The following is a 14,441-nucleotide window of genomic DNA, read 5'->3' as shown; positions in this document are numbered from 1 at the left end:
AGGTGCGAAGCTTGCTGCAGGGCCATCACTTCACCACTCCACCCGGTGGCATTTGCGCCCAGTCTACAGAGGCAGGGCTGGCGCTGCTGGAACGGGCACAGGACCTGGTGGCTGAGAGTGGGGCCCGGTTCCTGGCCATACGAGACTCCCGCGAACGCTGGGATGCCGACCTGGTCACCGATGACTCCCAGTGCACCGTGGTGGTGGACTTAAGCCCGGGCCTGGACGCGATTCGGGCCGGGTTCCGCAAGGACCTGCGAGCTCACATTCGCAAGGCGGAGGCCTCGGGCCTCACCTTGCGCTCCGGCATGGATCAGCTCAACGAGTTCTATGCCATGTTCTCTGCCTTCGTTCGCCAGTCCGGCACGCCGGTGTTCGGCAAGCGGCTGCTGACCGAGACCGTCCGGGTCTTCGACGGACAGCTATGGCTGCTAGGCATCTGGGAGGGGGAAACGATGGCCGGCGGCGGGCTGCAGTTCCTCCTGGGGGACACCATGTCCGGCGTGTGGGGTGCGTCGCTGGCGGCACACTTCAGCCAGCGTCCCAACCATCTGATGTACTGGGAGTCCATCCGCTACGGCTGCCAGGAGGGGTTCCGGCGCCTGGACCTGGGCCGGTGCCGGATCGGGTCGGGCCAGCACAAGTTCAAGCTCCAGTGGGGGGGAGAGGAGGTCCCGCTCTATCAGCAGTTCCACCTACGCCGTACCGACAAGAGGCCCTTGGTAGCCGACGACGTGGCCAGTGGGCGGGCCCGGCCGTTGGCCCGGCTGTGGGGCCGACTGCCCTTGCCCGTGACTCGCCTCATGGGTCCCGTGATCCGACGGCACTTACCTTTCGTCTGACTGCGTAGGCTAGCCAGGCTGGCGGCAATGGCACCAAAGCACGATGGAGTTGGCTGCTGATGATGAATAACCACCGCAGGCGTCTGAGCATTGTCGGTACCGTCATCCTCCTAATTGTGGCTGTATTGCTGAAGGTACCGGCCACCCTGGCTGCCCGGGCGTCGGACCTGGGTACAGCAACCGTGTTCCCGGAGTCGGTCCTCGCCCGCACCTGGAACAAGCTTACTGTCACCTATACCGCCCCCGCCGGCGGCATCGCCGCCGGCGGGGGGCTTCGGGTCCAGCTCCCCAAGAGCTTCCTCAACTCACCCCACGAGCCTCAGACGGACGACCCGGACCTGCCCTACTTCGTCTATGCGGCCTCCAGTAATCCTATGGCAGTGCTGGGCCTGACGGTGGAAAGGGCCGATCTGCGGGCGGAACAGAATGACCCCAAGCACTTCACCTTCGTCGTCACGGTGCTGGAAGGGATGGTGTCCGAAGGCGAGACCGTGGCGGTTAGGGTGGGTCACCCCGAGGGCGAGGGGAGGGGCGCTCAGGCCCCCATGGCGGCAGCGCGGGAGCCCATCGGCGTCGCGGTGGACACTACCGGCAGCGGGACGTTCGAGGTACTGGCCGATCTCCCGCAAATACGGACCACTGGACTCAGGGCCCAGTCTCTGAAGGCAACCCTGCCGTCCATGGTGGTGAAGGGCACGCCGGTGACCCTGTCCCTCGTGGCCCTGGACAAGTATGGCAACAACGCTCCCGGATACGTGGGGACGGTCGATCTCCATACCACCGACCCGATGGCGACCTGTCCGGAGTCCTATGCCTTCACTGCGGAGGACCAGGGGATAGCGGAGGTAGAGGTCATCTTCCGCACTGCCGGCATCCAACGGGTCATCGTGACTGGTGGCTTGGGAACGGTGTACAGCAACCCCATAGTCGTCCGGGAAGAGGAGCCTCAGCGGCTGCTCTTCTGGGGAGACCTGCACGTCCACAGCGAGTTCAGCCCGGAGACATTCTGCTACGGCTACCCGGAGGCGGAGCTGCTATACGCGCGGGACGTGCAGGCCCTGGACTTCTATTCCTTCCTGGATCACGCCGCCACCAGCAGCGGGCCACTCACGCTGAGGGAGTGGGGTGAGACCCAGAGGTTGGTGGAGGAGTTCTACGTTCCCGGCCACTTCATTCCCTTGCTGGGCTACGAGTGGTCCTCCAACGACAGCAGTGGCCAGGGGCATCGCGGCGTCTACTATCGGGGCACGGGCGAGGCATTCTACGGCGTGGGCGACTATCCCACTGCCCCTGCTCTGTGGGAAGCCCTTCGGCTGAACGCAGTAACCGCCATCACCGTGCCCCATCACACCGGTCTCGGCAGCGACCCTAAGCACGGCGCAGTGGACTGGACGGACGGGGACCCTCAGTTCGAGCGTCTGCTGGAGGTCTTTCAGGCCAAGGGCTTCTGCGAGTTCTACGACCCCACCCATCCTCTCTCTTACGAGAACCTTACCCCCGGGACGTTCAGCGTGGAAGGGCCGCACTACGCTCGCGACGCCTGGGCGATGGGCAGACGGCTGGGAGTGATCGCCTCGTCCGACGAGCATGGGGCCATGCCCGGCCGCACGGGCTATGGCCTGGCTGCCGTCTACGCTCCCGAACTCACCCGTGAAGCTCTGTTCGATGCCCTCTACGCCCGGCACTCATACGGTACCACGGGCGAGAGGATCATCCTCGACTTCCGGGCCGACGGGCACATCATGGGCGACGAGTTCCAGGTCACTCTCCCTTACCGTCCGCGCCTGTCGGTGACGGTGGTGGGCACGGGTGCCCTCGACTATGTGGAGGTGGTGAAGCTGGAGAATGGCGTCTATTCCACTCTGTGCCGTGCCACACCGAATTCGTGGGAGACCGCCTTCACCTGCGAGGATCCTAGGTTCAGTACCAGCAGCATGTACTACGTCCGGGTGCGGCAGGTGGGGCAGGTGGCCAACAGAGACGTGATGGCCTGGTCCAGTCCCATCTGGATAGACGTTGCCGGTTCGGTCTCGCCGACAGCCACTTCGACTGTCACACCTGCGGCCACCACCATATCTCCCACTGCCACCGCCACTGCCACTTCGACGGCGACGCCCACTGCTGTCCCGACAGCGACAGACAAGCCGGATCCGAAGCCTACGCCCACACCCGCGCTTACAGTCACTCCGACCCCAGTGGACCCGGCACCGACGGCGACGCGGCCGCTTACGCCCACACCGCTGCCGACGGCTACCGCCACGGGAGAGCCGGGGGAGGAAAGGCCTCTGTATCACATCAACCTTCCCGCCATATTCCGGCGTAACTAGAGGAGGACCGCCATGAACAGGCCGGGAGCGTCGGTGGGAAGAGCGCTGCTTGCCTCAGCGTTGATGGTGCTGCTGGTGCCCGCAGTCGTCCCGGAAGGCCTGGACGCCCAGGGGCCGCCGCAGTTTGAGGAGGTGGCGGACCAGGCCGGGTTGCACTATCGGGACGAGACCTGCGGATTCGCCTGGGGCGACTATGACGGGGACGGTTACCTGGACCTGTTCCTGGGGCACCATCCGGTGCTCACCGAGGTAGACCAGGATCGAGACTCGGCCCTCATGCGCAACAACGGCGACGGCACTTTCACCAACGTCATCTACGGCTCGGGCATCCTGCTGCAGGAGGACCGCCACGACGCCGCCTGGATCGACTTCGACAACGACGGCGACCTGGACCTCTGGGTCTCCGTGGGTGGGCGAGGGGGCGGGGGCGAGGGCCCGTCGCAGTTGTATCGCAACGACGGTGGCGGGCAGTTCGTGGACGTGGCGCCCGCGGCCGGGGTGGACTATCCCCGCGGCCGGGGACGGGGCACTGCCTGGCTGGACTTCGATAGCGACGGCGACCTGGACCTGTTCTTCACCGGCGCCAAGCTTGACGAGGCCCCGAACGCCTTCTTTCGCAACGAGGGAGACGGCAGCTTCACCAACATCACCGATCAGTTGGGTCTGGATCCATTCCTCGGGGCCATGTCGAACGTGGCGGTGGCGGACTACGACGGGGACGGCGACCAGGACATGTTCGTGACTGGCTACTCCACCAGGCTGTATCGGAACAACGGGGATGGCACCTTCACCGAGGCACCGGCACAGGCGGGAGTGCGCACCACCGGAGCCACCAGCGCTGCCTGGGGTGACTATGACAACGACGGTCTGATGGACCTGTATGTCGCTCGGGCCGGCCAGGTGCCACTCCGGGACTATCAGGAGTGGACGCCGAGCCAGGTGCTCTTCGTGATGCGGCTGGAGGAGGCCGACGTAGAGGATGGGATGGACATCTTGACCGTGGCCGGAACCGACCTGTCCTTCGAGCTGCAGAACCGGATCGGCGGCATCACGGTGAGGAACCCGGCGTACGTCTACATCGGGTCGGAGGGGTATCAACCCGCCTCCACCACCTTCACTCTGAGCGGGGCGGAGACCTCGGGGCCGCCGCAGTACGTGGCCGGAGAGGTCCGCGGCTACTTCATCTGGCAATCGGAGCCAGGTCTGTGGCACGTGCGTTGTAGCGCCCTCGAGGGGGAGGCGCCCGAGGCGTGCCAGGGCATCATCACCGCTCCCGGAGGCATTGTCGGGGTCACGGAAGTGGGCTTCGAGCCCGTGACTCCGGAGTACATGCCCGATCAGCTCTTCCGCAACCTGGGGGACGGCATCTTCGAGGACGTCACTTCCCAGGCCGGGCTGGGCGACGGGCGAGGCTGCTACAGCCCCACCTGGGGCGACTACGACAACGACGGCTTCCTTGACCTTTACGTGCAGGTGCTGGGCCCCATGGAGGGCGACGAGCCCAACCTCCTGTACCGCAACAACGGTGACGGAACCTTCACCAACGTGGCCGCTAGCGCCGGGGTGGAAGGGACTACCCAGGGCCAGGCCTGGGGTGCCTTGTGGGCCGACTACGACAACGACGGGTTCCTCGACTTGCTTGCCAATCAGGAGAGCTGGTGGTGGCCGCTGGCCAAGGGACGGTACGAGCTCTACCACAACCAGGGGAACGGGAACCACTGGTTCAAGGTGGAGCTGAGAGGGGTGCAGAGCAACGCTCGGGGCCACGGGGCCAAGCTCTGGCTCAGTGTCGGGGGCAATACCCAGTTCCGCGAGGTGGGGGACAACTCGCATTACTTCCAGCACTACGCTGGGCCGGTGCACTTCGGGCTGGGCAGTGCCATAGTGGTGGAGGAGCTCCGCATTCTCTGGCCCAGTGGCGTGTCTCAGATCCTGACCGACGTGGCAGCCGACCAGCAGATCACGGTGATCGAGGGCCTCGACCAGCCGACTTCCACTCCCAGCCCGACCGCGACGGCCACCGCCACCGCCACCCCTACTCCCACCGCCACTGGCACTGCGACGGCCACCGCCACCGCTACTGGCACGGCGACGGCCACCGCCACTCACACCCCCACTTCGACCGCCACCGCCACCCCCACGCCCGGCCCTTCCGTCACCGCCGCCGTCGGCGCGACCGTGACTCCCACCTCGATCCCCACGTCCGCGCCTACTGTTGCTCAGACGTCAACGGGTGCGCCGACTGCGGAGCCGGCGGCCACGGCCACGCCCGAGCCTACCGTCACTGTGACGCCCGGGCCGGGGGCCCAGGAGCCAGTGTACGAAACAAGCCTTCCAGCTGTGTTCTTGCGCCGCGGAGGGACGACCTTCGCTGGAGAGTGACCTGCCTATCGGGGCCCGAGCGGCACCGCGCGATTAGCCCACAGGAAAGGGTAGGAAGGAGTAGAAAGAATGGAGAGGTCGAGAGCGTTAGCCAGCAGGTTGGTGGTCGTGTTGGCTGTCATTCTGGCTTCACTGGTGCCCGCTTTGCTGCCGCAGGGCCTCAGCGCTCAGGGGCCGCCGCAGTTTGAGGAGGTGGCGGATGAGGCCGGGCTCTACTGGCGGGACGAGACCAGTGGGTTCGCCTGGGGCGACTACGACGGAGACGGAGACCTGGACCTGTTCCTGGGCAATCACCCCGCTTTGTCGGAGCCCTTCCAGGACCGGGAGTCGCTGCTGATGCGCAACAACGGGGACGGCACTTTCACCAACGTGATCCACGGCTCCGGGATCCTCTTGGTGGAGGACCGCCATGACGCCGCCTGGGTAGACTACGACCGCGACGGGGACTTGGACCTCTGGGTCTCCATCGGCGGCCGGGGTGGTCAGGGCGAAGGCCCCTCCCAGCTCTACCGCAACGACGGCAACGGCCAGTTCGTGGATGTGGCGCCGGCGGCCGGGGTGGACTACCCCCTGGGCCGGGGCCGAGGCACGGCCTGGTTGGATTTCGACAACGACGGCGACCTGGACCTGTTCTTCACTGGGGCGGAGCGCGAGGAGGCGGGCAACGCCTTCTTCCGCAACAACGGCGACGGCACCTTCACCAACATCACCACCCAGTTGGGGCTGGACCCCTTCACCGGGCCCATGCCCAACGTGGCGGTGGCCGACTACGATGGGGACGGGGATCAGGACATGTTCGTCACTGGCCTCGCCACCCGGCTGTACCGCAACGACGGGGATCGGTTCACCGACGTGTCGGCCACCTCAGGGGCTCGCACCAACGCCGCTACCAGTGCCGCCTGGGGCGACCACGACGGTGACGGCGACGTGGACCTCTATGTGGCCCGGGGCGACAGGGAGCCCGGCTATGACTTCCACGAGTACGTGGAGGGCGAGCTGCGCTTCGTTGGCAGGGTGGAGGACCCCGATGTGGGCGACGGGCTGGACTTCCGCGTCACTCCGGCATCGGAGGTGACCTTCTTCCTGCAAGTGCGCCTGGGCGGCGCCGTCTTCCGCGATCCATCCATGTTCTTCATCGGGGCGAGCCGATGGAGCCCCAGCTCCGACCCGTTCACGGTAAGCGCCACCGAGGTCTCTGCAGCGCCGTTGTACGAGGCCGGGGCGGAGCGAGGGTTCTTCATCTGGCAGTCGGAGCCCGGCGTGTGGCACGTCCGGTGGAGCGGCATCACGGGGGATGTGGGTGAGGGGTTCGCGGGCATCATCACCAGCGGCGGTGCCATCAGCGACATTGTCGCCGTGGATGCCGAGGGGTGGTCGCCTACCGCCATCCCGGACAAGCTGTTCCGCAACAATGGCGACGGTACCTTCACCGACGTGACTGCTGCGGCGGGCTTGGGCAATGGGCTCCTGTGCCGCAGCCCGGACTGGGGCGATTTCGACAATGACGGGGACCTGGACCTGTACGTGCAGACGGTGGGCGGGATGGACCAGGACGCACCCAACCTGCTCTACCTCAACAACGGCGACGGCACCTTCACTGAGATCGCCGCCCAGGCGGGCGTGACCGGCAGCGCCGAGGGGTTCGGCTGGGGCAGCGTCTGGGCGGACTACGACAACGACGGCTTCCTCGACCTGCTCGCCAACCAGGAGAGCTGGTGGTGGCCGCTGGATCGCGGGCGCTATGAGCTATTCCGGAACCTGGGCAACGGCAACCACTGGCTCAAGGTGGACCTGAGAGGGGTGCAGAGCAACCCTCGGGGCCACGGGGCCAAGCTCTGGCTCACCAGCGGGGGCAGGACCCAGTTCCGCGAGGTGGGGGACAACTCGCACTTCTTCCAGCACTACGCTGGGCCAGTGCACTTCGGGCTGGGCAGTGCCACAGTGGTGGAGGAGCTCCGCATTCTCTGGCCCAGTGGCGTGTCTCAGATCCTGACCGACGTGGCAGCCGACCAGCAGATCACGGTGATCGAGGGCTCCACCGGCCCCACTCCGACGGCTACCGCGACCACGACCGCGACGGCCACGCCGACCGGGACTGCCACGGCAACCACCGAGCCGACGGCTACGGCGACGGCGACCGCCACTGCCAGTCCCACCACAGAGCCCACGGTCGCGCCCGAGCTGGGGCTATATGAGCATCTGAACCAGGGCGACGATGGGAGCATCCGGGCGGATGGGGCCATGGTGGTAGGGCAGTCCTTCACTCCTGCTCAGGCTCACACGGTGAGTCTGGTGCGGCTGAAGCTGTACCGTCAGGGCAGTCCGGGGCCGGCCACGGTGGCCATCAGGGCGGCGGGTGGGAATGGCATGCCCACGGGATCGTCACTGTCCAGTGGCACCTTGGACACCTCTGCCATCACCACCAGCACCTTGGGTGAGTGGTATTCGGTGAGCCTGATGCCGGCAGGGCTTGAGGCGGGGGTTGGGTACGTGATCACCGTGGCGGTGCCTGGAGGCGATGCCGCCAATCGGCTGTTTGTGCGGTGGGATCGGAGCGATCCGCCCTACGGTGGGGGCACGGCGTTGTACTCCTGGGATGGGGGTCAAGGCTGGCGGGCGGTGAGTGGCAGTGACATCATGTTCGAGGAGTGGGGCAGTGTTGGGTCGGTGCCGACGGCCACGCCCACGGTGGAGCCCACTGCGACGCCCACGCTGGAGGCGACACCTACATCAACGGAGGAGCCCACGCCGACGCAGACTCCCACGGTGGAGCCCAGTGCGACGGCGACGCTGGAGCCCACGGCCACAGTGGAGCCGACGGTGACTGAGACTCCCACTCCAGAGCCGACCCCCACGGAGACTCCTACCGCGGAACCGACGCCGACGGAGGCACCCACCCTGGAGCCTACGCCGACGGACACGGCCACGCCGGAACCAACGTCTACTCAGATGCCCACAGCCACAGCGATTGCTACTGCCGAGCCCACCGCGACGCCGACAGGCACCCCAGCGCCGGCTGTGCCTGAGACGGGGGAGGTGAGTCCCGACCAGGGCTCGAGCCTGGTGAACGTACCCCTCATCTTTGCCAGCACCTACCGCGACCCCAACGGGTGGCAGGACATCCACTCGGCGTTCTTACTCGTGAACTTGCGGCGGCGCTTCCCTCAGGGGCTCTTCGCCGGGTACTACGTCGGCAACAACACCCTGACCCTGCGCAACGATGCCGGGACGGATTGGGTCGGCTCCTGCACGCCGGGCCAGTCCGCCACCCTATCCAACAGCTACGTGAGCCTCGACTGCGCCGGCAGTAGCGTGGCCGGAGCCGGCGACACCCTCACCGTGACGTGGCGGGTCACGCCACTGGCCCCCTTCTCGAACCAGTACACCACCTACTCCATGAGCCTGCTCGTGCGCGACAAGAGCGGGGCGCAGGACGGCTGGGATGAAGTGGGGAGCTGGACCCTGCTACAGGGGTGATGCACCTGGGAGATGATGCCGGCTAGGGCTCCCCGGGGCCGAAGCGCCGCTTCGGCCCCGGGTCACGGCGAATCCGGGCTCGGCTATCGACCGGACGTCACCAGAGGCAGCATGATCCGGACCGACGGAGCGGGAGTGGGTCCGACTGCCGGCGGCCGAGGCGTGTTTGGGGTAGGGGTGACCGCCGGAGGAGCGTCTGACCGGCCCAGTAGGGCCACGAACTCGGCCAGAGTGGCGGCGTCCTCGGCGGTCTGAGTCACCCAGACCCCATCTATCAGGTCTCGGACAGCGTCGACGCAGGCCATCATCTCTTCGGCCGTCTTGGGCACCCCTTTGGGGCTGGGAGAGAGATCCAGGTAGACTCTAGCCGCGGGGTTGGCCTGCTTGATCTGGGTCATGATGCCGCGGACCTTGTCGCGGTAGTCGTCCAGGGATAGGTTGGCCTGGTAGGCTTTGGCCTGCGGTATGTAGGCGTGAACGTAGGGCGCCATCTGAGCGGCGAAGTTCTCGTTGAAGTAGCGCGAGGGACCGATCACCAGCTTGAGGCCGTGGGCGTCGGCGATCTGGCGCATCAGCTTGACCGCCTCCACCGGGTTCTCCTGCTCCCATATGGGAGTCTGGTCCCAACGCTCCAGATCGTAGCCCAGGTACGCAATCTCGATGCTGAGCCGCGAGAGGGCCTCTTCTACCCCGTCCAGAGTGGGCGTCATCATCATGCGAGTGTGCGCCGGGACGGAGGATAGCTGGGCCTCCACCCGGCTCAGGTCGCCCAGATACATGACTCCCCACAGGTCGCCGACGACGTCGTAGGATACTAGAGAGGTGGTGGTACTGCCGGCCCGCATCCCCAGAGCGAGCACCTCATCAGCGTCTGGCTCCGAGGGCGCCTGGGTGGCCCCAATCGCCGGAGTCAAGACCAGAAGGATGACGACGGCCAGAGACGCCACCGCCAGCCTGACCCTGACGGGTCGTGTATTGGCAGGCATTGATATTCCCCCCAAGAAAGATCCATGCCCGTCCGTACAGCGGCTGCCTCTCACGCGGGAGGTGTGAGGAGGTCGAGGTCGCCGCCGGACTGAACATAAGTATGCAGAGAAGCGCCTGCACTGCCAGACCCAGCAGCGTAAATCTTGCGTAAAGGAAGCGTAAAGAACCGTCTGCGGCCCGGCCCTCGACGCAACGGCGGTGACGCCGATACCACGCCGAGCAGCCCGGACCCTCATGGTCTCTTCGCGAGGGGAAGGGACGACACCGACCCTTGGACCATGTGGGCACCGTCGGTTCCGCGAGAGGATGCGGCCTGCCCGGGATGCCTCCGATGCCGGTCGGCAGTGCTGACGTAAGATGCAGCTCCTGGGTGGGGACTGCATACTGAGGGAGTGGTATGACAGGATGAGAGAAGGCGAACGTAGCGGACAAGAGCAGTACCTGGGGTCTCCCGACAGCAGATCGGCCGGCAGGCGCTACGACCGCTTGGCTTCCATATACGACGCTATCCAACTACTGCCGGAGAGAGGGCTCAGGGCGTGGCGGGAGCACCTCTGGGCCCACGTGAAGGGTCCGAGGGTGTTGGAGGTCGGTGTAGGTACGGGACTGAACATGCCCTACTACCCGCCGGGAGTGGAGGTGGTCGGCATTGACGTAAGTGCGCGGATGCTAGAGAGGGCTCGTCGGCGGGCGGAGGCGTTGGGCCTGGAGGTGCAGCTGTGCTTGATGGATGTGCAGCACCTCAGGTTCCCTGACGACAGCTTCGACAGTGCTGTAGCCACCTGCGTGTTCTGCTCCGTGCCGGACGCCGTCAGGGGGCTACGCGAGGTGGCCCGAGTGGTGAAGCCGAGGGGCAAGGTGTTGTTCCTGGAGCATGTCCGGGCGCGAAACCCGCTGCTAGGCGCGGCCATGGACGTCCTGGATCCACTGGTGAGCCGGGTGGGGCCGCACATCAGCCGACGCACGGTGGAGAACATCCGTCACGCCGGGCTGGAGATAGAGCGGGAGGAGGACCTGGATCGGCTTGGAATCATGAAGCTGGTCATTGCGCGGGTAGCCAGCGGTAGGGGGTCCAGTCCACCCGATGCCCAGGCCCCCCGCCGCTTGCCGGTTGGGAAGGAGGGGTAGGTGGCGCCCATCAGGGTGGTGCTCGCCGATGACCACGCCGTGGTAAGGCGGGGAATACGAGAGTTCCTGGAGACCGAGGCAGGCATCGAGGTGGTGGGTGAGGCCTCGGATGGCCAGGAAGCCCAGGAGATGATCGAGGCTCTTCGGCCCGACGTGGCCGTGCTCGACGTGCGCATGCCCAAGGCCACCGGCATCGAGGTGACCCGCCACATCCGCGAGAAGCGGCTGAACGTGGGCGTGCTCATTCTCACGGCTTACGATGACGATCCGTTCGTGATGGCTGCCTTGCAGGCGGGGGCGAACGGGTATGTCCTGAAGACGGCCGAGGCGGAGGAGATCACCAGGGCCGTGCGCGCCGTGGCTGAGGGCAAGTCGGCCCTGGATTCGGCCATAGCGGCCAAGGTCATCGCTCACGTGACGGGCGGGGCTCGCCCGGCGGACATGGTGGAGCCCCTGAGCGCCAGGGAAGTGGAGGTGCTACAACTGGCTGCGGCCGGGTTCACTAACAGGGCAATCGGTTGCCGATTGGGCATCAGCGACAGGACGGTACAGGGACACCTGGCCAACGTATACGGCAAGCTGCAGGTCTCCAGCCGAACCGAAGCGGTCACCAAGGCGCTCCAGTTGGGCGTCATCCACCTGCCGGAATCAGAAGATTGAGCTCTCCGAGGCTACCGGGGCGGCTGCGCGGGCTACCGGTCCAGATCGTGCTCTGGACCATAGTGCCCGCCACCGTGCTCGCCCTAACGTTCATGCTCACGGGCGTACGCGAGCACCAGCGCTCCATGCGCGCCATGGTGGCAAGCCGAGACCTGGAGGTGGTGCAGGCCCTGGCAGGGCGGCTGTCGGCGGAACTGGAGCGATACTCGGCCATGCTGGGGGCTCTGGCAGCGGCAGCCACGATACCGCCCCGGGACCTGGAAGCACTGGTGGTGGCAGTCGAGAGGGAGCTGCCGGGTCTGGAGTTGGTGGTCATCGGGCCGGCCGGTGAAGTCCTGGCAGGTAGCGCCGCGGCGCTGATCGCCTCGGAGGTTGCCGTTCCGGCGGCAGACGGCCCGACGCTGGCTCCGGCAGGGGACGCCCTTCTGTGGCATCTGGCGGCGCCTGCTGGGGCGGTGGTGCAGGCCCGCTTGCCGGTGACCGAGCTTCCCCTCGATCGGCTGCTTCCGCTGGCTCGCACGGAGCCTGCATCCGGCCTGGTTCTGACCGATGGTGAGAAGATCATATTCGCCCAGGGTGCGCCGGTACCCTCGGTGAGCGCGTTGCCTGGTGTAGTGGAGGCGCTGTCGGGGGTCGCCAGTGTGAGCTTCGTGGCGGGCGCGGAGGGCGGGAGCGTGGTGGCCTCCGCGCCGGTGCAGGGGGTGGGATGGGCCCTGGTGCTTCAGGAACCCTGGCTGCCCCTGGTCGCCTCGCTCCTGCAGTTCGACCGGGTCACGGCTTTCGTGCTCCTCATGGCCGGGGCGACCTCGGTGCTTACCCTGTTCTTCGGGGTCAGGCACATCGTGGTGCCGCTGCGTTCGCTGGCTCGGCGGGCCGGCCGGATCGGCGAGGGCGACTTCGGCGCGGCATCGGAGCCGGTGGGCGGGGTGGAGGAGATCGAGGACCTACGCCGCACCCTGGACGAGATGGCCGGGCGCTTGGGACGCTACCAGACGGCGCTGGAGGACCAGTTGGCGGCCCAGGTGCGGGCCCAGGAGGAGGAACGGGCCCGGCTGGCGCGGGAGCTTCACGACGAGACGGTGCAGAGCTTGATCGCCCTCAGCCAGCAGGCCCAGATGGCCCAGCGACACCTGGCCCGCGACCCGGCATCGGCGGGGAGCCGCCTGCAGACCCTGCGGGACATGGTCTCCGAGACCATCGAGGAGGTGAGGCGCTTCAGCCAGGCCCTTCGCCCTCTCTACCTGGAGGATCTGGGGCTGGCCCCGGCCCTGGAGCTCCTGGCCCATGAGAGCGGGGCCCAGTTTCGCCTGGAGGGCGACCCTCGCCGCCTGGCCCCCGAGCGCGAGCTGGCCCTCTACCGGGTGGCTCAGGAAGCCCTCAACAACGCCCGCCGCCACTCGGGAGCCACCCGGATCGAGGTCGCCCTCGACTTCGTTACGGACGGCGTCAACCTCGTCGTGCGGGACAACGGATCGGGATTCGAGGTGCCGCCGCATCTGAGCCAGCTGGCCCGCCGCGGCCACTTCGGGCTGCTGACCATGCAGGAGAGGGCCCAGCTGGTAGGGGGCGACCTCCAGGTACGGGCCTACCCCGGTGCCGGCACCACTATCACTTTGTCCGTACCCTACGAGCCCCAGTAGCCAGGCTGCGCCATTCGGCCTACCTGCCCCTGAGTCGTTCCGCTCTGCCTCGCCTCTCTCCCACAATGTAGTCTCTGTTCATCTAGCCGCGATCTGCCCGTCCCGAGCCTGATCTCTTGGGCGGGCCGACCCTGGCGCCGATGGTAAGGAGACAACGTATGAAGCTACCCGCAAGATGGTCCGTGGCCTTGGTTGGAGGGATCCTGGCAGTGGCGGTGCTGGCGGCCTTGGTACTGGCATTGCCGGCGCTGGCTCAGGGCCCGGGAGGCGGCCAGTGGGGCGGGCCGGGAATGATGGGAGACTGGGGCGGCCAGAGCGCCTGTCCCCTCTACGGCTTCGGGGGCTGGCTCGGCGGCGGTCCGCTGTCGCCAGCGAACGCGGAGCCGCTTTCTGTGGAGCAGACGGTAGAGGCGGTGGAGGCCTACCTGGTTGGCCTGGGCCGAGATGGCCTGGCCGTCGACGAGGTCATGGTATTCGATAACCACAGCTACGCCCGCGTGGTGGAGACGGACACCGGCATCGGGGCTGTGGAGTTGCTGGTGGACCCGCGGACCTTGCGGGTCTACCCCGAGATGGGCCCGAACATGATGTGGAATCAGAAGTACGGCATGCACGGTGGCATGATGGGCTGGGGCGGGTTCGGACGTTCGACCGATCCCACCAACATGGACGTCACCCCGGAAGAGGCCTTGCAGGCGGCTCAGGCCTACCTGGACCGAAGGTACGGCGGGCGCTACCAGGTGGAGGAGGAGGCCAATCTCTTCTACGGTTACTACACCATAGATATCGTTGAGGGCGGCAGTATCGTTGGCATGTTGAGCGTGAGCGGCTACACCGGAGATGTGTTCGTCCACACCTGGCATGGTGAGTTCGTGACGGCGGAGCACGACCTGGCTGGCCCGCACGAGTGACGCCGCCGAGCCTGTCTCTTCCCCCCAGCCGGGCCTCCGGAGCCCCCATCCAGGGGCCCGGCCCCCTTGCCCGAAGCCCGCAACGAT

The 14,441-nt window shown here is 66.8% G+C and carries 9 protein-coding genes; 8 read left to right on the top strand and 1 reads right to left on the bottom strand.

All coding sequences use genetic code 11. The annotated features are described in order from the left end of the window. The 4 genes from HPY83_19510 to HPY83_19495 form a co-directional block, all read left to right on the top strand. A partial coding sequence (locus HPY83_19510; GenBank protein NPV10135.1) for a GNAT family N-acetyltransferase occupies positions 1-842 on the top strand: 842 nt, incomplete at its 5' end. Between the two features lie 59 nt (positions 843-901). After that, on the top strand, positions 902-3,169 hold the full coding sequence (locus HPY83_19505) for a DUF3604 domain-containing protein (protein NPV10134.1): 2,268 nt from the start codon (positions 902-904) through the stop codon (positions 3,167-3,169). Positions 3,170-3,181: 12 nt separating this feature from the next. Beyond that, positions 3,182-5,551: a CRTAC1 family protein gene (locus HPY83_19500; GenBank protein ID NPV10133.1), complete on the top strand. Its 2,370-nt coding sequence runs from the start codon at positions 3,182-3,184 to the stop codon at positions 5,549-5,551. A gap of 69 nt (positions 5,552-5,620) precedes the next feature. Continuing rightward, positions 5,621-9,028, top strand: coding sequence for a hypothetical protein (locus tag HPY83_19495; protein ID NPV10132.1), 3,408 nt, complete (start codon positions 5,621-5,623; stop codon positions 9,026-9,028). Between the two features lie 83 nt (positions 9,029-9,111). Here the strand turns inward: HPY83_19495 and HPY83_19490 are convergent, their stop codons facing one another. Further along, positions 9,112-10,014 carry a hypothetical protein gene (locus tag HPY83_19490; GenBank protein NPV10131.1) on the bottom strand — a complete coding sequence of 301 codons (903 nt, stop codon included), beginning with the start codon at positions 10,012-10,014 and terminating at the stop codon, positions 9,112-9,114. Positions 10,015-10,420: 406 nt separating this feature from the next. Between HPY83_19490 and HPY83_19485 the strand changes: the two genes are divergently transcribed. The 4 genes from HPY83_19485 (at position 10,421) to HPY83_19470 (ending at position 14,354) form a co-directional block, all read left to right on the top strand. After that, positions 10,421-11,143: a class I SAM-dependent methyltransferase gene (locus tag HPY83_19485; protein NPV10130.1), complete on the top strand. Its 723-nt coding sequence runs from the start codon at positions 10,421-10,423 to the stop codon at positions 11,141-11,143. Further along, a complete protein-coding gene (locus HPY83_19480) occupies positions 11,144-11,803 on the top strand; it encodes a response regulator transcription factor (protein ID NPV10129.1) in 660 nt (219 codons plus the stop codon). It abuts the gene before it with no gap. After that, positions 11,800-13,443, top strand: coding sequence for a HAMP domain-containing protein (locus HPY83_19475; protein ID NPV10128.1), 1,644 nt, complete (start codon positions 11,800-11,802; stop codon positions 13,441-13,443). The genes HPY83_19480 and HPY83_19475 overlap by 4 nt, the downstream gene beginning before the upstream one ends. Positions 13,444-13,601: 158 nt before the next feature. Beyond that, positions 13,602-14,354 carry a hypothetical protein gene (locus HPY83_19470; protein NPV10127.1) on the top strand — a complete coding sequence of 251 codons (753 nt, stop codon included), beginning with the start codon at positions 13,602-13,604 and terminating at the stop codon, positions 14,352-14,354. The last annotated feature ends 87 nt before the right edge of the window (positions 14,355-14,441 follow it).

This window comes from Anaerolineae bacterium, from assembly GCA_013178015.1.
GTDB lineage: Bacteria > Chloroflexota > Anaerolineae > DRVO01 > DRVO01 > Ch71.
The sequence above is the reverse complement of the archived record's forward strand: the minus strand, read 5'-3'. Positions and strand labels throughout refer to the sequence as shown.